This window comes from Paraclostridium sp., assembly GCF_051657365.1.
Taxonomy (GTDB): domain Bacteria; phylum Bacillota; class Clostridia; order Peptostreptococcales; family Peptostreptococcaceae; genus Paraclostridium.
On the sequence record NZ_JBOFKN010000080.1, the window covers coordinates 1 to 18801 of the forward strand.

The window sequence follows — 18801 nt, forward strand, 5'->3', positions numbered from 1 at the left end:
CAAACTCTCAAATATAATTTAAAAAGTTGTCCATCGCTCAGCTAATCATTATCTGAATATCTGGCTTGGTTGTTTGTGTTTAATTCTTTTAAAAAGAATTTTTATAATTAACCTACTGTTTAATTTTCAAAGTTCTTGTTTGTCTTTCTTACAAGTTATACTTTATCACTTAATTTCTATGCCGTCAATAGTTTTTTAATTTTTATTTTATTTTTATTTATTTATTTTTTATAATATAATGAAAACGTAACCATACATATTAATTATATTTTACGATAGGAGTGCTTTCAAATGAATAAATTAGAAAATAATAACTTAATTATTGAAACAAAAAGTCATGGAGCAGAATTAACAAGAATATACTCAAAATCTACCAATCAAGAATTTTTATGGAATGCTAATAATAAATATTGGGCTAGACACTCACCTATACTATTCCCTATAGTTGGTAGACTTAAAGATAACGAAACTTATATAAACAATACTTTATATAATATGAATCAACATGGATTTGCTAGAGATATGAATTTCAATTTGATAAATTCAGATTCTAATTCTTTAACATATAAATTAAAATCTGATGGTACAACTAAAAATTATTATCCATATGACTTCGAGTTGTTAATCAAGTATACTATTGAAAATTCATCTATACATATCAATTGGACAGTTATAAATAAAACCGATTCAGAAATGTACTTTTCAATTGGTGGTCATCCTGCATTCAACGTTCCCTTTAATAATATAGATACAGTTGATAATTATTATTTAAAATTCAAATCAAGTAAGCCTGTTAGTTCATATACATTAGATGGACCATATGTATCTAGTAAATCAAACATAAATAATTTAACTGATATGAGTTTAAGTACCGATTTATTCGCAAATGATGCCCTTATATATGATAATGTAGATTCAGTGTCTATATGTTCAAAAAATAGTAGTACTTCTATTGACCTTAAATTTAATAATTTTCCTTTTGTAGGTATATGGTCTCCTTATTACAAAGAAACAAACTCAATAGCTCCATTTATATGTGTAGAACCTTGGTACGGAATAGCAGACTCAGTCGACAGCAATAAAAAATATACATCTAAACTAGGTATAAATAAATTAAATAAAAACGAAATTTTCGAAGCTTCTTATGAAATAAAAATCAATATTTAAATAAAAGGGTATGAACTAAAGTTTATCTTATCTATAACTTTAATTCATACCCTTAACTTTATTTATTTATTTGTTCATTTACCCATTTTATAGCTACATCTAATTGTTTATTTTCATCTTTTTCTTCTATATTAGGTTTAATTCCCTTACCGTTTATATAGTCTCCATCTGGAGTATAATATTGAGCTGTAGTAAGTTTATATCCAGTTCCGTCATTTAATCCTCTTACAGTTTGAACTAATCCTTTACCAAAAGTAGTAGTTCCTATAGATACTCCTTTTTCATTATCAACTATAGCCCCTGTAAGAATTTCAGATGCTGACGCACTCCCCTCATTCGTAAGAATAGCTATAGGTATATTTAATTCTCTATTATTATCAGATTTAAGATATTCAGCTTTATCACTATTATCTTTAACAGATACTATAGTATCTCCTTCAGGTAATATTTCATCAGCTATATCTTCACATATGTTTAACAATCCTCCAGGATTATCTCTCACATCTATAATTAAGCCCTTTATACCTTTTTTGTTTAATCCATCTAAAGCCTTTTTAAAATCATCATATGTATGTTCATCAAAAGAAGCTATTTTTATATATCCTATATCATTTTCCAAAACTTTAGAATCTATAGTTTGCATAACTATCTCTTCTCTTTTAACATTTATATCTAATATTTCTTCTCCTCTTTTTATATCAAGCTTAACATCCGTTCCTGCTTTTCCTTTTATCAAGCTCATTGCTTTATCCATATCTTTTGAATTAACAGCTTTCCCATTAACTTTTAATATTTTATCTCCTGGTTTTATACCACTTTTTTCAGCTGGAGATCCTTTTATTGGAGATACTATTGTTATTAAATCATCACCTTCTACAGGACTTATAACTACTCCAATACCAACATAAGTACCCGATGTTTGTTCTTTAAGCTTTTCAAATTCCTTCTTAGTATAATATTGAGAGTATGGATCATCTAAACTCTCAAACATACCCTTCAAGGCTCCTGTTGTTAATTCTTCATCTTTAGTTTGTTTATAAAAATCTTTATCTATAGATCTTTTCAAACCTATAATTTTATCGTACTCTTTATACTTAAATCCAACAACTTGAGATGTTATTAAAGCTGTTGCAATAATAAGTACAATAGAATAGATTATGACTCTTTTTTTAGATATCATTAATTGCATCTCCTTTTACATAATATACTCTACCAGTATATGTTTTAGTATTTTTTTTATTACTACAAGCCTTTTTGTTGCTATGTTCTCATCATAGTATTAAACTTCTTATTAGATAACAATATAACATATTATACCATACCGAATAGGAGTGATTTTCAATGAAAAATGATTTTAGAAAAAAAATTATAGAACTTAGAAAAAACAAATCCCCTAACTTTATAAATGAAGCTTCTAAAGAAATAATCAATACACTCTTAACCCTAAAAAATTTTGAAAAAGCATCTACAATTATGATTTATTTAGATTTCAATAACGAAGTACAGACTAGTCACCTAGCAAATATATTAATATCTTTAGGTAAAAAAGTATTAATACCTATAACCGTGCAATCTACTAAAGTTTTAATTCCTTCTGAAATTAAAAATCTAGAGTTAGAACTTCAGTTAGGATCTTACGGTATTCGTGAACCAAAAGAGCAATTCATAAGAGTAACTCCTATAGATTCCATAGATATTTTAATAGTACCAGCTGTTGCATTTGATGTTAATAAATATAGATTAGGATATGGTGGTGGTTTTTATGATAGATTCATTGAAAAACTACGAAAAGATTCAATAACCATAGGACTAGCTTTTGAATTTCAAGTTTTTGATTCTATTCCAATAGAAAGCCACGATGCTAAATTAAACTATGTTGTAACAGAAAAAAGAATAATCAAGTAGAATTCTTGTATTTTTAAATAATAAAATAGAGTAAAAATCACATTCACTCTATTTTATTATTTATTTATTATTTACTTTCTTTTTCATCATCGTGTTTTCTATATAACTCCAATTGATCATTTACTTTTTTATCAATTTCCTCAATATCCATATCTGTAAGTATTCCTAATCCTTCTTCTATAGTAGCTATTGCATATATACTAAACATTCCTTGTGTTACAGCATCTACAACTTCATCTTTTAACATTAAATTTTTTACATTCTGTATAGGCATCATTACACCTTGTCTACCTGTTAACCCTTTTATTTTACAAACATCAAAAAAACCTTCTATTTTTTCATTTATACCACCAATAGGTTGTATTTCTCCTTTTTGACTCACTGATCCAGTTACAGCTATACATTGTTTTATAGGTATATTAGCTATACTAGATATTATTGCATATAATTCAGTACTTGATGCACTATCTCCATCAACCCCCGAATAATTTTGTTCAAAAGTTATAGATGTAGTTATTGATAATGGTTTTTCCTTCCCATATTTTTCTCCTAAATATCCAGAAAGTATTAACACACCTTTATCATGTATACTTCCACTTTTCTTTATTTCTCTTTCAATATTTATAATTCCATTTCTCGCCTTATATGTCGATGCCGTTATTTTAGATGGTTTTCCGAAACTATATTCTCCATTGCCCATAACTGCTAGACCATTAATTTGTCCAATCTTATATCCATCTATATCTATTAGTAAAGTTCCATCTTTAAACATTTCATTTAGTTTTTCTTCATATTTGTTATTTCTATAATTTTTTTGAATTATAGCTTTTTCTACATCATATTTATTTATAATCTTAGAATTTGAGTCACTTATCGCATCAGATTCATATATTAAATCTACAATTTTATTGAATCTAGCCGTTAACTTTTCTTGATCATCACTAAGTCTAGTACTATACTCCAATATCTTTTCCATAGCTTTTTTATCAAAAGGTTTTAATTTATGTTCTCTACATTGATTTGCTACCAATTTTATAGTTTTATATATGTTTTCATCATCTCGATTCATATCTAAATCAAAATCTGCCATTATCTTAAATAAATTTCTAAAGTCCTCATCATAAGAATACAATAAATTATATATATAATTATCTCCAATTAAAACCACTTTAATATCTAAATCTATAGGCTCTGGTTTTAAAGTTGATGTAACCAAATGTCCATACTGCTTATTTAAAGACTCAATGCTTATTTTTTCAGTTTTTAAAGATCTTTTTAGGCATTCCCATGAAAATGGGCTAGATATTAAATCTTTTGCATTAATTATTATAAAACCTCCATTAGCCTTATGTAGTGATCCAGGTTTAATTTCCATAAAACTTGTAGTAAGCGATCCAATTTCATTTTTATAATCTACCGCTCCTGTTAAGTTATAATAAGTTGGATTACTTTCATTTATTACCATACCTTCTTTACAATCACTATTATCAATTAATAAATTGATCTCATATCTTGAAAAAAATTTCGAATCATTTTTAGGACCCATTAGTCCAAGTAATGCCATAGGATTTTGAGTACTTTCCTCTCCTACAGTTTTAAATTTACTTATATTCTTAACTACATCATCACTCAAATCACTTATATAAGTTTTTACTTTTTCATCTTCTACATATTTTTCTAAAAGATAAGCTTCATAAAATCCAACAAGACTCTTACCTACATTTCTATCTAATTCATCTAATTTTTCTTTATATAACTCTTCACACATTTTTATTTCATTTATATATTCTTTACTGTCTTGATTTAAATTAATTCCTTCTTCTCTTAATAATTTTATTTCTTTTGGTGTTAATTTTCCAATTTCTTCTTCACCTAAAATATTACCATCTTCCTTTATCGGTATGCTTATTAAACCTCTTTCTGTTACTTCAAATTTAAATCCTCTCGGCATAGCTAGCTTGTTCAACTTATCTATTATATTTTGTATGCTATTTTCAAGTTCTGTCATCAATAAGCGATTATGATATTCATATTCTTTTGCACTAAATATTTTAGGTACTTCATTTTTCAGTTTATCTATTATCTCTTCTATATCTTTTTTAAATATTTTCCCTTGTCCACATTTAAAAGATAAAGCTATTGGTTCATTTTGATTTTTAAAATTATAAACATAAACCCAATCTTTTATATTTATGTTATTTTTTTTTATTTTATTTATAAGCATATTAGTATAACTATTCCTACCTGTTCCACTACACCCAGCAGCATATATGTTATATCCTTTTTGCTTCATTTTCAATCCAAATTCCAAAGCTTGAACAGCTCTTTGTTGCCCTATTATTTCTCTTATCGGTTCTATTTCTTCTGTTGAATTAAAGTTTATATCATCTAGGTTAAAACTGTATTTCAATTTAGTAGTATCTAACTTAAATTTATCTAAATTAAACATTTATTCACCTCATATACATTATTTTAATATTTAGTTTTACCTATATAATTCAAATAATGTAATTTATATTTAAGTAATTAAAAAAGCTGTACCTCAATAATATTTAAATAGTTTATAGAGATACAACTTTAAATTTTTATTTTGAATTTAATTCAATTCTATCTGGCAAATCCTTCATATTAGTTTCTACTACTATGTATGGATGGGCCTCTTCCTTATTTTTATGTACAACATCTACCTTCATAACTTTTTTATCTTCTTCTTTAGCCATTTTTATAGAACTCATTTCTATTCCATGTTCTTTATCTTTACCTCTAGTTACAACAACATATATTTTATTATCAATTTTTATAGCTAAAGCTCTTTCTTCATCTGTATATTTACCCATTATATCCAATATTTTTTCTGGTATTTCATTTTTAGGTAACATTACATAATCTATAGGCTTCGATTTATCCATAAATATTTTAGGTATAAAAATAAATCCACCTAAAACAAGGATTAAAGCTACAATTCCATAGATTACACCTTTAATATTAAACTTAATTTTCAATTTATCACCCCCATATAATAAAATATATGTTATTTTTTTTAATATAGAATATTTTTATTAAAAAATAAAAAAAGCCATAAATATTATGTTCTCTAGTAAAAGATACTTATAATTTTATGGCTTTTCATTATATTAAATATATATTTTATTATTTAGCTATAACTTCTTTAACACTCTTAACTAATTCTTCAGCTGTTAATCCATATGCTTTTAATAATTCTTTTGGAGTTCCTGATTGTCCAAAGACATCTTTAACTCCAACTTTTTTCACTATAACAGGACACTCTTCACTAACAACTTCACTAACCGCTGATCCAAGTCCTCCTATAATACTATGTTCTTCAGCTGTAATAATAGCTTTAGTTTCTTTAGCTGCAGTTATTATTAATTCTGAATCTATAGGTTTTATTGTAGGCATATTTATAACTCTTACATTTATACCTTCAGCTTTTAATTCTTCATGTGCCATTATAGCTTCATTAACCATTATTCCACAAGCAATTATAGTAGCATCATTTCCTTCTCTAACAACTACTCCTTTGCCTATTTCAAACTTATAATTTTCATTGTTTATAGTTGGAACTGCTGATCTTCCAAGTCTCACATATACAGGTCCATTATATTTAGCTACTTCAAATATAACTTGCTCAGTTTCTACTCCATCAGCTGGCACTATAACAGTCATATTAGGTATAGCTCTCATTATAGCTATATCTTCAACACTTTGATGAGATCCGCCATCTTCACCAACTGTTATTCCTGCATGTGTAGCACATACTTTTACATTTAATTTAGGATAACATGCAGAGTTTCTTATTACTTCAAATGCTCTACCTGTTGCGAACATTGCAAAACTACTTGCAAAAGGTATTTTTCCTGCTGCAGCTAATCCACAAGCAGCGCCTATTAAGTTTTGTTCTGCTATTCCCATATTAAAGAATCTATCAGGAAATGCTTTTAAAAAGTCATTTGTTTTTGTAGATTTAGATAAATCTGCATCTAAAACAACCACATTATCATTTACTTGACCTAACTTTACTAGGGCTTTTCCATATGCTTCTCTAGTTGCTATATTACTCATTATCTGCACCTCCTAATTCAGCTAAAGCTTTTTCTAAATCACTATCACTTGGAGCAGTTCCATGCCAAGAAGCATTATTCTCCATAAATGATACACCTTTACCTTTTACAGTCTTAGCTATTATAATAGTAGGCTTTCCTACTGTCTCTTTAGCCATATCAAGAGCTGCAAATATTTGATCAAAATCATGTCCATCTATTTCTATAACATTCCATCCAAAACTTTTAAATTTAGCACCTATAGGTCCTATATTCATAACTTTCTCTACTTCACCATCTATTTGTAATCCGTTATAATCTAAAAATGCTACTAAATTGTCTAATTTATAATGTGCCGCACTCATTGCTGCTTCCCAAACAATACCTTCTTGAACTTCTCCATCTCCAAGTAAAGTATATACTCTCCATGGTGCATTATCTAATTTAGATGCCATAGCCATCCCACTAGCTATAGAAAAACCTTGTCCTAAAGAACCAGTAGACATCTCAACTCCAGGAGTTCCTTTCATGTCTGGATGCCCTTGTAACATAGCCCCTATTTTTCTTAGTGAATTTAACTCGCTTTTATCAAAGTAACCTTTTTGTGCTAAAGTTGCATATAAAACTGGAGCCGCATGTCCTTTTGATAGTACAAATCTATCTCTATCTTCTTTTTTTGTATTTCTAGGATCTACGTTCATTTCATCAAAATAAAGTGCTGTTAATATCTCAACTGCAGATAACGACCCTCCAGGATGTCCAGACTTAGAACCATGTATCATAGTAACTATATCTTTTCTTATGTTACGTGTAATTCCATTTAATACTTTATGGTCTCTCATGTAATTGCCTCCTTATATTTATGAGTAAAACTACTGCCTCTATATTATGTACTTTGTAAGTGTACCATATCAATTCCATATTATTATATCACTTTTTGCATTTTTTTTGCTTAAAAATGCAAAAAAAATTATCGATATACGTACATCATATATCAATAATTTAATCAAATTTGAAATAGTCCTAAACTTATTTGTAAACTATTATTTACTTTTTCCATCATACATTCATCTAGATAACCTATTTTTTCTCTCAATCTTTTTTTATCTATCGTTCTTATTTGTTCTAAGAGAATAACGGAATCTTTATTAAGCCCATACTCATTAGAGCTTATCTCTATATGAGTTGGTAATTTAGCCTTGTTTATTTGCGACGTTATAGCCGCTACAATAACCGTTGGGCTATACTTATTCCCAATATCGTTTTGGATAATAAGTACAGGTCTTATACCGCCTTGTTCGGACCCAACTACAGGACTTAAATCTGCATAATATAAATATCCGCGCTTTATATCTAAATTGTTAGAACTCACCTTGAGCTATAATCCCTTCAAGGTCATCCTCAGAAGATACCTCATTTGTCATTCCTAGCTCGGCTAAAGTTAAATTTATTTGACCCATTTCTTTATACCCTTTTATCATGGACTCTTTTAGGTCAAATTTTTTCTTTTGAGTAATGTAGAATTGAAAAGCAGCTTTTGCAAAATCTTCTCTATTAGTATTCTCTATTTGAACTATGTGATCTACTTCAGAAATTAGAGAATCAGGTAAAGTAAATACAATTTTTTCCTTACTAATATTGCGCACAAAATCGCCTCCTAGGGTATACCATCATCTTTATTTTACCAAATAATTATATTGTTGTACAATTGCATTTCTTTCCATATAAACACGTTCAACTCTTCTCGAAATCATGCATAAAATTTCATAGTTTATTGTTCCTAAATCTTCAGCTATTTTTTCTATACATTGATTTTCGCTCTCAGAAAATATTATAACCTCATCTTCAACTTTTATGTCTATTTCTTTATCTATTTTTACCATACATTGATCCATGCATATCCTTCCGACAACATCAAACTCCATACCTTTTATATATACTTTAGGATTTTTCTGCATTCTAGTAAATCCATCTGCATATCCAATAGGTATTGTAGCTATTTTTTCATTTGATTTAGTTTTATATTTAAGCCCATAACTTATCCCCATGTCTTTTTCCAACTCTTTTATATGAGATATTCTTGTTTTCAATGTCATAACTGGCTTAATTTTAACTATATCTTTATTTACTTCATCAGAAGGATAATGCCCATACAGTATGATTCCACACCTAACCATATTGAAGTTTAAGTCATTACATTCCATAATAGCTGCACTATTTGAGACATGTTTAATTGGAATATTAATGCCTAGTTCATCTAATTTTTTGATCACTATATTATATTTATATATTTGATTGTAAGTATACGCCTTGTCTTTTTCATCTGCAGTAGCAAAGTGAGTATATATTCCCTCTATAGATATATTTCTAAGTTGATTTATTTTTATTATTTCACTTATAGAATCATCATTAACTTTTAATCCAATTCTACCCATTCCTGTATCTATTTTTATATGAATTTTAGCTATTTTATTTTCCTTCTTTGATAATTCATTTATGAATAAAGCAGTTTCATATGAAAATACAGTTAAACTTATATCACTTTTTACCGCTTCTTTCAAAGAACATTCTGGTATATAACCTAAACATAATATAGGGATGGTTATATTATTTTGTCTAAGTTCTAAGCCCTCTTCCAATCTAGCTACTGCTAAATAATCTACCTTTTCTCTTTCTAATAGTTTTGATATTTGCACTGCTCCATGCCCATATGCATTAGCCTTAACTACTCCACAAATTTTAGTATCTTCTTTTAATATTTTTTTTATATTTTTTAAGTTATATTTTACATTATCTAGATTTATCTCCGCCCATGTAGGAACTGTTATACTTGTATTCATTTTTGTCTCCTTGCTATTTTTTGTATTCAAAATTAGAATAATTAACTATAAATCGATTATTCCCCTCTTGATCCACTATTTCTAATTTAGCAGGATAATTTTTTTTAGAATCTACATAAAGTATCTGCTTACTAAAATATTTAGTGTTTCCTGGTATAGATACTGTAAGTATTAAATATCCATCCTTCATCTCAATCTCTACATCTTCCCCTTGCAGATAATTTTTTATAAAATCTCCTATGAATAAATGCTGACTATCTTCTCCTACATTAGGAATAACCAGTTTATCTTTTATATCTGGATTAGTGACAATTATCTTATTTTGTTGATATTCTATAGTTTTTCCCTTTAAATGCTTAGGTTCTATAACTTTCAACTTAAAATTTCCAGAACCATTATACTCATGTACTAGCGAATATTTTTGTGAACTTTTATTACCTAAAACCTCTACATCTGCTATGCATTTGTAGTATTCCATCTTAGATATTTTATCTTGAAATTCTTTGTATGCTTCTTCTTTGGTGGCCTTGTGTTTTTCACAACCTATTACAACAGAAGTTAAAACGAGAATTATAGCTATAATTATAGTCCACTTATATCTCACACAGCACCTCCTAAACTACTACAATCTAATTTTCATACATAGATTTTATTATATCGTATCTACAAATAATTCCTTTAATTCTATTATCTTTATCTACTACTGGAACTCTATTTACAGATTTTTTTATCATTATATTTGCTACATCATCAAAAGTATCATCTTCATGTACTTTTACAACCTCTTTAGACATCAAATCTTTTACTTTTATAGCTGCTATATCCTTTATATCATGTTCCATCTTTTTAAAATCATCAAGACATATAATTCCTTGTAAAAATGTTATATATTCTGGAGGATTTATATATTTTTCTTTTTTCATTATATCTGTTTCTGAAATAATTCCAACAACTTTATTATCTTCATCTACTACAGGAACACCACCTATTTTTTCTGTTATTAGAATATTAGCAATATCCTTTATAGTGTCTTCTTCTTTTGCTACTTTCACGTTTGAAGTCATTATATCTTTTGCTTGTTTAGTTTTCATTTATATCACTCCTTAACCATTACAATAGCATTTGCCACTGCATAATTTTTACTATGAGATATGGATACTTTTATTTCTAAAACATTATAATCTATGCACATTTCTTTTAAATTATTATAAGTTTTAACTATAGGTTTTCCTTTTTCATCTCTAATTACTTCTATATCTTTAAATTCAAAATTTCTTATTCCTGTTCCAAAGGCCTTGCTTATTGCTTCTTTCGCTGCAAAGTTCCCTGCTATAGTTTCTACCCTAAAATTTTTACTTTCAAAATACTTTCTTTCATTTTCTGTAAAAATTTTTTCTGTAAACCTATTATTTTTCTCTACTATATCTTTTATTCTATATATCTCTACTATATCAATTCCGATACCAAATATATTCATATATACCTCCAAAGTCTCACCATAGTATTATTTTGTTACGAATCCCTAAATATATTCAGTCCATTTAAATAGATTAAATTATATGTATAATACAATACTATTACATAATTATTTTATTTAACAGTTCCACAATAATATATTTTTTGCTTTCTAGTGGTATTTAAAATGCAAAAAAAGACTAGAGATAATCTCTAGTCTTTTTTTATAACCACTCTGCAGATTCAGTTAAAATAACAGCTTGCTCTTTTTCAACTTGTATGAATCCTCCAGATATTTTTGCATCTTTATATTTGCCTTCTTTTTTTATACGTAAAGTCCCATCTGATAATCCTGAAACTAAAGGTCTATGGTTTTTTAATATACCCCTATCTCCTTCAGTAGTTCTAACTATTATCATTTCTGTTTGACCTTCATAGAAGATTTTTTCAGGAGTAACAATTTTAACCGCAAATTCACTTGCCATTATTATCTACTCTCCTTCGCTTTTTCAACTGCCTCTTCTATGCTTCCTACGAATAAGAATGCTGATTCTGGTAAGTTATCATGCTTACCTTCTAATATTTCTTTGAAACTTCTTACAGTTTCTTTAACAGGTACATACTTACCTGCAAATCCTGTAAATTGCTCAGCAACAGTGAAAGGTTGAGATAAGAATCTCTCTATCTTTCTAGCTCTGTTAACTGTAACTTTATCTTCATCAGATAATTCATCCATACCAAGTATAGCGATTATATCTTGAAGTTCTTTATATTTTTGAAGCATAGATTGAACTGATATAGCAACCTCATAATGCTCTTTTCCAACTACAGCTGGATCAAGTACTCTAGATGTAGACTCTAATGGGTCAACAGCTGGGAATATACCTAGAGAAGCTTTTTGTCTAGATAAAACTGTTTTTGCATCTAAGTGTGTGAATGTTGTAGCTGGTGCTGGGTCAGTTAAGTCATCGGCAGGTACATATACAGCCTGAACTGATGTTATAGACCCTTTATTTGTAGATGTTATTCTCTCTTGTAATCTACCCATCTCTGTAGCTAATGTTGGTTGGTATCCAACTGCTGATGGAGTACGTCCAAGAAGTGCTGAAACCTCAGATCCTGCTTGAGTGAAACGGAATATATTATCTACGAATAATAAAACGTCTTGTCCTTCTTGATCTCTAAAGTGTTCAGCCATTGTAAGACCAGTTAAAGCAACTCTCATTCTTGCTCCAGGTGGCTCATTCATTTGTCCGAATACTAAAGCTGTTTTCTTTATAACTCCAGACTCAGTCATTTCTGCATAAAGGTCATTACCTTCTCTTGTTCTCTCTCCAACACCTGCGAATACTGATATACCACCATGTTGAGTAGCTATATTGTTTATAAGCTCTTGTATAAGAACTGTTTTACCAACTCCGGCTCCACCGAATAAACCGATTTTACCACCTTTTAGATATGGTGCTAGTAAGTCAACTACTTTTATACCAGTTTCTAATATTTCAACACCTGGCTTTAATTCATCAAAAGCAGGAGCTTGTCTATGTATAGGGCTTTTAGGAGCATCTTTTGGAGCTGCCTTACCATCAACTGGTTCACCTAATACATTGAATATTCTTCCTAAAGTTTCGTTTCCTACTGGTACACTTATAGCTGCACCTGTATCAACAACTTCCATACCTCTTACAAGTCCATCCGTTGAACTCATTGATATACATCTAACTGTATCATCACCTACGTGTTGCGCAACTTCTATAACTATTTTCTTATCTCCGTGCTTTATCTCTAATGCATTTAATAGATTAGGTAAGCTTTTTTCATCATTGAACTTTACGTCAACTACTGGCCCGATAACCTGAACTATTTTACCTATGTTTGCCATGTCCTAACCTCCTTATTTATTGAGCTGAAGAAGCTCCTGCAACTATCTCAGATATTTCTTGAGTAACTGCAGCTTGTCTTGCTCTATTATATTGTAACTCTAAATTAGATATCATTTCGTTAGCATTATCTGTTGCTGATTCCATCGCTGTTCTTCTTGCTGCTTGCTCAGAAGCATAAGATTCAGCTATACCTCCATATATGCTTCCAGAAACATATTTAGGAACTATGAAACCAAGTACAGCGTCTGCAGAAGGTAGGTACTGTACTGCAGCTCCACTCTTCTTTTCTTTTTGAGTATTATCTATAGCTATTGGTAATAGTCTTGATACTCTTGGTTCTTGACTTAATGCAGAAACAAACTCTGTATATATTAATTTTACTTCATCTATTTCACCATTTTGGAAAGAATCCATTATAATTTTTGATATTTTCATTATATCTTCGTAGTTAGCATCTTCAACAGAACCAATTGATTCTATTAAGTCAAAATCTCTTTTGCTAACAAATTCTCTTGCCTTTTTTCCTACAGTTATAACTTTAGAATTTGAAAAACCTTTAGATTCTGCAATTAAAGTTTTAAAAACATTTGAATTGTATCCACCTGCTAGTCCTCTATCTCCAGCTATAACTATGAAACATTTATTTTTAACTTCTCTTTCTTTGAGAAATTCACTTTTAACTCCACTCGTATTTTTAGCTATATTTTGAACAGCTTCTTGTAAAGTGTTAAAATATGGCTTACAACTTTCAGCTTTTTCTTTAGCTCTTCTAAACTTAGAAGAAGAAACTAATTCCATAGCCTTAGTTATTTGCTTTGTATTTTCAACACTAGCAATACGAACTTTGATTTCTTTCATTCCAGCTCCTGCCAATTGGGTTACCTCCTTTTTTAAAAAGGATTACGCTTCTATAACAAATTTCTTTTTGAAATCGTTTATAGCGTTTGTTAATTCTTGAGAGAAGTCTCCATTCGCAAGAATTTTTTCTCCTATTTGTGGATAATTCGCATCTATGAATTCCATTAATTCAGATTCAAATCTTCTTATATTGTTTACAGGTATATCTGCTAATAAGTTATTTACAACAGCATATATAATCATTGCTTGATTTTCAACATTCATCGGTTGATGTTCACCTTGCTTAAGAACTTCAACTATTCTTTCCCCTTGAGCAAGTCTCTTCTTAGTATCTTCATCTAAATCAGATCCGAATTGAGAGAATGCTGCAAGCTCTTTATATTGAGAATAAAGAAGCTTTAATGGTCCAGAAACTTTCTTCATTGATTTTATCTGAGCTGAACCTCCAACCCTTGAAACTGATATACCAGGGTCAACTGCAGGTCTTATTCCTGCGTAGAATAATTCTGGTACAAGGTATATCTGACCATCTGTTATAGATATAACGTTAGTTGGTATATAAGCAGAAACGTCTCCACCTTGAGTTTCTATTATAGGTAATGCAGTTATAGAACCCGCTCCTAATTCATCTGATAGCTTAGCAGCTCTTTCTAATAATCTAGAGTGTAAATAGAATACGTCTCCAGGATAAGCCTCACGACCTGGTGGTCTCTTAAGTAATAATGACATCTCTCTGTATGCAACAGCATGCTTAGTTAAGTCATCATATACTATTAATACGTGCTTTCCATTGAACATGAATTCTTCACCCATTGTAACTCCAGCATATGGTGCTAAGAATTGAAGTGGTGCAGATTCAGATGCTGTAGCAGATACTACTATTGTATAATCCATAGCATCGTTCTTTTCTAATGTATTAACAACTTGTGCAACAGTTGAACGTTTTTGTCCTATTGCAACATATATACATATAACATCTTTACCTTTTTGGTTAAGTATTGTATCTATACATATAGATGTTTTTCCTGTTTGTCTATCACCTATAACAAGCTCTCTTTGTCCTTTACCTATTGGTATCATGGCATCGATAGCTTTTATTCCTGTTTGTAATGGCTCATGAACTGATTTTCTAGCCATTATTCCAGTAGCTTCTGATTCAACTGGTCTGAATTTATCAGTATTTATAGGTCCTTTTCCATCAACTGGTTGCCCTAGTGAGTTTACAACTCTACCTATCATAGCATCTCCAACTGGAACTTGAACTATATTACCAGTTCTTTTTACGATGTCTCCCTCTTTTATTCCAGAGTCATCTCCTAATATAACTGCCCCAACCATTTCTTCTTCAAGGTTAAGAGCCATTCCGTATATTTTTCCTGGGAACTCTAATAATTCTCCAGCCATAGCTTTTTCTAATCCGTAAACACTAGCTATACCGTCCCCAACTTTTAAAACACTTCCTGTATCTGTTAACTCTACTTTATTTTCGTAGCTTTTTATTTGCTCTTTTATTATAGCACTTATTTCTTCTGGTCTTAAATTCATGGGTTCACCGCCCTCCTAAGATATTACTTGAGATAGTTGTTCCTTCATCTTATCTAAACGATTCTTAACTGTTCCATCTATCTCTTCGTTTCCAAGTCTAACTAAAACTCCGCCTAGTATAGACTCATCTACTTCATTTTTTAGAATAACTGTTTTATTGTACTTAGTTGAAAGCTTAGCCTGAAGCGCTTTAACTTCATCTTCTTTCATAGAAACTGCTGTTATAGCAATTCCTTCTAAGATATTATTTTTCTTGTTTAATAAAGCTTTAAAAGCTTCTTGTATACTAGCTAGAAAAGATAATCTATCTTTGTCTGCTAATATTTTCATGAAATTTAACATTTCTTTATCTATTTGAGCTCCAAATATATTAGATAGTAAAGTTTTCTTATCTTCCTTTGAAACAATAGGAGATTTTAATATATTGGAAAACTCTGTGTTTTCTTTTATTATATCTACTACAGCCTTTAGCTCATTATATAGCTTTTCAGTTGAGTTAGACTCTTCTCCAACTTGGAATAAGGCTTCAGCGTATCTACTAGCAATTATATTTATCATTGAGCTTCGCCTACCTCTTTTATAAAGTCATTTATTAGCTTTTCATGCTTAGACTTATCTAGGTCACTTTCTATAACCTTCGATGCTGCAAGTAAAGCTATTGAAGATATATCATCTTTAACTTCATTCATAACTTTTTGTCTTTCTTGTACTATATCTTTATTAGCTTTTTCTTTTATGCTTGTAGCTTCATTTTTAGCTGTAGATATTATTTCTTCTGATTTTTGCTCTGCTCTTAAAGTAGCTTGCTTTATTATTTCTTGTCCTTGATCTTTAGCAGAACTTAATTTCTCTTCATATTCTTTTTTGAACTTTTCACCCTCAGATTTAGTTTTCTCTCCTTGAGCTAAGTTAGTTTGAATATCTTTATTTCTAGCTTCTATTATTCCTAAAACAGGTTTAAATAGAAGTTTCTTTAAAATAACAAACACTAAGAATGTATTTATTAATTGGAATAATAATTCATATGTTACTCCAATTAGTGGTTTTAATTCAAACATCCTTATTCCTCCTTTCTACTAATCACAATTCGTAATTAGGAGATGGTTACCCACCTCCTAGTTATGATGACTTATACTTTAATTTTCTTATAATTTTGAAGTGAATGGATTAGCGAATAGAAGTATTATAGCTACAACTAAACCATATATTGCTGAAGACTCTGCAACTGCAGCTCCTAGTAACATTGTTTGAGTTATTTCACCTTTCGCTTCTGGTTGATTACCTACTGCCTCAGCAGCTTTACCTGCAGCGAATCCTTGTCCTATTCCTGCACCTATACCTGTTGCAACTGCGATACCTGCTCCTATAGCTGAACCTGCTAATAATATAGCCATTTCCATGATTGTTTCCTCCTTAAAATTTAAATAATTTTATTATTTTTTTATGTTACATATCAACTACTCTGTAGCATTTGATACAAATACCATTGTAAGCATTATGAATATGAATGCCTGTAATAAACCTGCAAATATATCAAAGTATAAATGTAGTGGTACTGGTATTATTAATTGTCCAAAAGGTATATTTATACCTGTTAATGATGTTGATACAAATCCTAAGAATTCATATAACAGCGCCATTATAACAGATCCTCCTAATATATTACCAAATGGACGGAAACTTAATGATATAGGTTTTGCTAATTCACCTATTATATTAAGTGGTAATAAAAATGGTATTGGCTCAAGTAATTCCTTGAACATTCCTATACCTTTTTTCTTTACACCTGCATAATAAATCATAAAGAATGTTATTAATGCCCATGCTAGTGTAGTGTCTAAGTCTGTTGTAGGTGATCTAAATCCTAACAGTCCTATAAGGTTTGATACTGCAAAGAATAAGAATAAACTTCCTAGATACGGCACCATAAAAGGTAGTTCTTTTATTGCAGTTGGACCCATAGTATCTTTTACAAATTTATCAAATCCACCTATTACAAATTCTAAAAATACTTGTACTTTACTAGTTGGAACTTTCTTTAAGTTTCTAGTTAATAAGTAAGATGCTAAAGCAAGACCTGCTAATATTATCCAACTTGTTATAACTGTATCACTTAATTTAAAATTACCCATGTAAAGTATAAATTTAGCTTGTTGCATAATTACGCCTCCTTTCTTTTAAGTTTATCTATTACTACTGTTTTGCCTAATATAGAAAACTTAGTGCTCAATAAGCCTATGGTAGTTCCAATAATATTTATATGTGGTGACTTTGCCGAAACAAATAAAACCACACCCACTATAAACATTCTTATTATGTACCTACTCGTTGAGTAGATTTGAGCCTTAGTAGGAGGATATGTTACTGACTTTTGAAGTGATATAGCTAATAACTTAAAGTTCAATATAGCTATTATCGTTCCAAACAAAAGACCTGTAAGCATTTCCTTTGCAGAGCTTGATAAAAAAATAATTAGAATTGCTGCGATTAAATCAATTATGACTACACCTTTTATTACGTCTCGTACTTGTTTTTCTAAAGTATTATTCATTTAATCACTTCCTTTTAGTATATACAATAAGTGTTTTATAAACTCCACTAAAAGCTCCGCCTATGCCTAATAATAAAAATATTAACAATAAAAACGGGCTTGTTCCAAATTTATCATCTAAGTACTTTCCTAAAAAAGCACAACCTAAGATAGGTATTACTATCATTAGGCCAACTTGGCTTACTAAAGAAAGCATGCTAAGAGCCTGCATATATTTTTTACTTTTATCCATAAATAGCATCCCTCACCGTCATGGTTTGTTTTTTATTTGGTTTAAATAAACTGTTAATATGCCTCTAAATATTTTTTGTTTGAAATATGAATATTTTAATTCTAAATTATATTTTATTATTATATTTCTTTTAAAAACTTTTATCAATACCTAATATAGATTTTAAAATTTCTGTTTTTTCTATTTTGTGTAAATTTTGAATAATTATTTTTTAATTATTCAAAATTTTTCAATTTGGAAATTTTAATTTCAAACTAAATTTAAGTTGACTCATATTAAATATAATCTTCATTATATTAGTATT

23 protein-coding genes are annotated in these 18801 nt (G+C 29.4%); 2 read left to right on the forward strand and 21 right to left on the reverse strand.

The window, feature by feature from the left end; translation table 11 throughout:
* Positions 1 to 291: 291 nt before the first annotated feature.
* Entirely contained in the window at positions 292 to 1167 is an 876-nt protein-coding gene (locus ACRCYC_RS05425; protein WP_438618086.1) for an aldose 1-epimerase family protein, read from the forward strand.
* A 58-nt stretch (positions 1168 to 1225) separates the two neighbouring features.
* Here the strand turns inward: ACRCYC_RS05425 and ACRCYC_RS05430 are convergent, their stop codons facing one another.
* Entirely contained in the window at positions 1226 to 2347 is a 1122-nt protein-coding gene (locus ACRCYC_RS05430; protein ID WP_438618088.1) for a S41 family peptidase, read from the reverse strand.
* Positions 2348 to 2508: 161 nt separating this feature from the next.
* On the opposite strand from ACRCYC_RS05430, the gene ACRCYC_RS05435 reads away from it, so the two are divergent.
* Positions 2509 to 3072: a 5-formyltetrahydrofolate cyclo-ligase gene (locus tag ACRCYC_RS05435; protein ID WP_438618089.1), complete on the forward strand. Its 564-nt coding sequence runs from the start codon at positions 2509 to 2511 to the stop codon at positions 3070 to 3072.
* Positions 3073 to 3139: 67 nt separating this feature from the next.
* Here the strand turns inward: ACRCYC_RS05435 and ACRCYC_RS05440 are convergent, their stop codons facing one another.
* The 20 genes from ACRCYC_RS05440 to ACRCYC_RS05535 all read right to left on the reverse strand — a co-directional run bounded on the left by ACRCYC_RS05440 (position 3140) and on the right by ACRCYC_RS05535 (position 18497).
* Positions 3140 to 5521: a Lon protease family protein gene (locus tag ACRCYC_RS05440; RefSeq protein WP_438618090.1), complete on the reverse strand. Its 2382-nt coding sequence runs from the start codon at positions 5519 to 5521 to the stop codon at positions 3140 to 3142.
* Positions 5522 to 5657: 136 nt separating this feature from the next.
* A complete protein-coding gene (locus ACRCYC_RS05445) occupies positions 5658 to 6074 on the reverse strand; it encodes a hypothetical protein (protein WP_438618091.1) in 417 nt (138 codons plus the stop codon).
* A gap of 148 nt (positions 6075 to 6222) precedes the next feature.
* Entirely contained in the window at positions 6223 to 7155 is a 933-nt protein-coding gene (locus ACRCYC_RS05450) for a transketolase family protein (RefSeq protein WP_438618092.1), read from the reverse strand.
* Positions 7148 to 7975 carry a transketolase gene (locus tag ACRCYC_RS05455; protein WP_438618093.1) on the reverse strand — a complete coding sequence of 276 codons (828 nt, stop codon included), beginning with the start codon at positions 7973 to 7975 and terminating at the stop codon, positions 7148 to 7150. The genes ACRCYC_RS05450 and ACRCYC_RS05455 overlap by 8 nt, the downstream gene beginning before the upstream one ends.
* A 164-nt stretch (positions 7976 to 8139) precedes the next feature.
* Positions 8140 to 8505 carry a type II toxin-antitoxin system PemK/MazF family toxin gene (locus ACRCYC_RS05460; protein ID WP_438618094.1) on the reverse strand — a complete coding sequence of 122 codons (366 nt, stop codon included), beginning with the start codon at positions 8503 to 8505 and terminating at the stop codon, positions 8140 to 8142.
* Entirely contained in the window at positions 8495 to 8779 is a 285-nt protein-coding gene (locus tag ACRCYC_RS05465) for an antitoxin (RefSeq protein ID WP_438618095.1), read from the reverse strand. The genes ACRCYC_RS05460 and ACRCYC_RS05465 overlap by 11 nt, the downstream gene beginning before the upstream one ends.
* A 30-nt stretch (positions 8780 to 8809) precedes the next feature.
* Positions 8810 to 9973 carry an alanine racemase gene (alr, locus tag ACRCYC_RS05470; protein ID WP_438618096.1) on the reverse strand — a complete coding sequence of 388 codons (1164 nt, stop codon included), beginning with the start codon at positions 9971 to 9973 and terminating at the stop codon, positions 8810 to 8812.
* A 13-nt stretch (positions 9974 to 9986) separates the two neighbouring features.
* On the reverse strand, positions 9987 to 10577 hold the full coding sequence (gerS, locus tag ACRCYC_RS05475; protein ID WP_438618097.1) for a germination lipoprotein GerS: 591 nt from the start codon (positions 10575 to 10577) through the stop codon (positions 9987 to 9989).
* Between the two features lie 25 nt (positions 10578 to 10602).
* A complete protein-coding gene (locus tag ACRCYC_RS05480; RefSeq protein WP_438618098.1) occupies positions 10603 to 11064 on the reverse strand; it encodes a CBS domain-containing protein in 462 nt (153 codons plus the stop codon).
* Positions 11065 to 11069: 5 nt separating this feature from the next.
* Positions 11070 to 11450 (reverse strand): holo-ACP synthase, encoded by a 381-nt coding sequence (gene acpS, locus ACRCYC_RS05485; RefSeq protein ID WP_438618099.1) that lies wholly within the window; start codon positions 11448 to 11450, stop codon positions 11070 to 11072.
* Positions 11451 to 11652: 202 nt separating this feature from the next.
* Positions 11653 to 11913 (reverse strand): ATP synthase F1 subunit epsilon, encoded by a 261-nt coding sequence (gene atpC, locus ACRCYC_RS05490; RefSeq protein WP_438618100.1) that lies wholly within the window; start codon positions 11911 to 11913, stop codon positions 11653 to 11655.
* Positions 11914 to 11915: 2 nt separating this feature from the next.
* Positions 11916 to 13310 (reverse strand): F0F1 ATP synthase subunit beta, encoded by a 1395-nt coding sequence (gene atpD, locus ACRCYC_RS05495; protein WP_438618101.1) that lies wholly within the window; start codon positions 13308 to 13310, stop codon positions 11916 to 11918.
* 16 nt (positions 13311 to 13326) lie between these two features.
* Entirely contained in the window at positions 13327 to 14184 is an 858-nt protein-coding gene (atpG, locus tag ACRCYC_RS05500; RefSeq protein ID WP_438618102.1) for an ATP synthase F1 subunit gamma, read from the reverse strand.
* A gap of 27 nt (positions 14185 to 14211) precedes the next feature.
* Entirely contained in the window at positions 14212 to 15714 is a 1503-nt protein-coding gene (gene atpA, locus ACRCYC_RS05505) for a F0F1 ATP synthase subunit alpha (protein WP_438618103.1), read from the reverse strand.
* A 15-nt stretch (positions 15715 to 15729) separates the two neighbouring features.
* Positions 15730 to 16272, reverse strand: coding sequence for a F0F1 ATP synthase subunit delta (locus tag ACRCYC_RS05510; protein WP_438618105.1), 543 nt, complete (start codon positions 16270 to 16272; stop codon positions 15730 to 15732).
* Positions 16269 to 16772 carry a F0F1 ATP synthase subunit B gene (gene atpF, locus ACRCYC_RS05515; protein ID WP_346947832.1) on the reverse strand — a complete coding sequence of 168 codons (504 nt, stop codon included), beginning with the start codon at positions 16770 to 16772 and terminating at the stop codon, positions 16269 to 16271. Before atpF ends, ACRCYC_RS05510 begins: the two co-directional genes overlap by 4 nt.
* Positions 16773 to 16859: 87 nt before the next feature.
* Positions 16860 to 17114, reverse strand: coding sequence for an ATP synthase F0 subunit C (gene atpE, locus ACRCYC_RS05520; RefSeq protein ID WP_438618106.1), 255 nt, complete (start codon positions 17112 to 17114; stop codon positions 16860 to 16862).
* 57 nt (positions 17115 to 17171) lie between these two features.
* Positions 17172 to 17873, reverse strand: coding sequence for a F0F1 ATP synthase subunit A (atpB, locus tag ACRCYC_RS05525; RefSeq protein WP_438618107.1), 702 nt, complete (start codon positions 17871 to 17873; stop codon positions 17172 to 17174).
* A gap of 2 nt (positions 17874 to 17875) precedes the next feature.
* Positions 17876 to 18265 carry an ATP synthase subunit I gene (locus ACRCYC_RS05530; RefSeq protein ID WP_346947835.1) on the reverse strand — a complete coding sequence of 130 codons (390 nt, stop codon included), beginning with the start codon at positions 18263 to 18265 and terminating at the stop codon, positions 17876 to 17878.
* A gap of 4 nt (positions 18266 to 18269) precedes the next feature.
* Entirely contained in the window at positions 18270 to 18497 is a 228-nt protein-coding gene (locus ACRCYC_RS05535) for an AtpZ/AtpI family protein (protein WP_346947836.1), read from the reverse strand.
* Positions 18498 to 18801 lie beyond the last annotated feature (304 nt).

What these genes read in the sequence shown, in the direction of transcription:
- ACRCYC_RS05425 (WP_438618086.1), top strand. Translation starts at nt 292, where the DNA reads ATGAATAAATTAGAAAATAATAACTTAATTATTGAAACAAAAAGTCAT.
- ACRCYC_RS05430 (WP_438618088.1), bottom strand. Translation starts at nt 2,347, where the DNA reads ATGATATCTAAAAAAAGAGTCATAATCTATTCTATTGTACTTATTATT.
- ACRCYC_RS05435 (WP_438618089.1), top strand. Translation starts at nt 2,509, where the DNA reads ATGAAAAATGATTTTAGAAAAAAAATTATAGAACTTAGAAAAAACAAA.
- ACRCYC_RS05440 (WP_438618090.1), bottom strand. Translation starts at nt 5,521, where the DNA reads ATGTTTAATTTAGATAAATTTAAGTTAGATACTACTAAATTGAAATAC.
- ACRCYC_RS05450 (WP_438618092.1), bottom strand. Translation starts at nt 7,155, where the DNA reads ATGAGTAATATAGCAACTAGAGAAGCATATGGAAAAGCCCTAGTAAAG.
- ACRCYC_RS05455 (WP_438618093.1), bottom strand. Translation starts at nt 7,975, where the DNA reads ATGAGAGACCATAAAGTATTAAATGGAATTACACGTAACATAAGAAAA.
- alr (WP_438618096.1), bottom strand. Translation starts at nt 9,973, where the DNA reads ATGAATACAAGTATAACAGTTCCTACATGGGCGGAGATAAATCTAGAT.
- ACRCYC_RS05480 (WP_438618098.1), bottom strand. Translation starts at nt 11,064, where the DNA reads ATGAAAACTAAACAAGCAAAAGATATAATGACTTCAAACGTGAAAGTA.
- acpS (WP_438618099.1), bottom strand. Translation starts at nt 11,450, where the DNA reads ATGAATATATTTGGTATCGGAATTGATATAGTAGAGATATATAGAATA.
- atpC (WP_438618100.1), bottom strand. Translation starts at nt 11,913, where the DNA reads ATGGCAAGTGAATTTGCGGTTAAAATTGTTACTCCTGAAAAAATCTTC.
- atpD (WP_438618101.1), bottom strand. Translation starts at nt 13,310, where the DNA reads ATGGCAAACATAGGTAAAATAGTTCAGGTTATCGGGCCAGTAGTTGAC.
- atpA (WP_438618103.1), bottom strand. Translation starts at nt 15,714, where the DNA reads ATGAATTTAAGACCAGAAGAAATAAGTGCTATAATAAAAGAGCAAATA.
- ACRCYC_RS05510 (WP_438618105.1), bottom strand. Translation starts at nt 16,272, where the DNA reads ATGATAAATATAATTGCTAGTAGATACGCTGAAGCCTTATTCCAAGTT.
- atpF (WP_346947832.1), bottom strand. Translation starts at nt 16,772, where the DNA reads ATGTTTGAATTAAAACCACTAATTGGAGTAACATATGAATTATTATTC.
- atpE (WP_438618106.1), bottom strand. Translation starts at nt 17,114, where the DNA reads ATGGAAATGGCTATATTATTAGCAGGTTCAGCTATAGGAGCAGGTATC.
- atpB (WP_438618107.1), bottom strand. Translation starts at nt 17,873, where the DNA reads ATGCAACAAGCTAAATTTATACTTTACATGGGTAATTTTAAATTAAGT.
- ACRCYC_RS05530 (WP_346947835.1), bottom strand. Translation starts at nt 18,265, where the DNA reads ATGAATAATACTTTAGAAAAACAAGTACGAGACGTAATAAAAGGTGTA.
- ACRCYC_RS05535 (WP_346947836.1), bottom strand. Translation starts at nt 18,497, where the DNA reads ATGGATAAAAGTAAAAAATATATGCAGGCTCTTAGCATGCTTTCTTTA.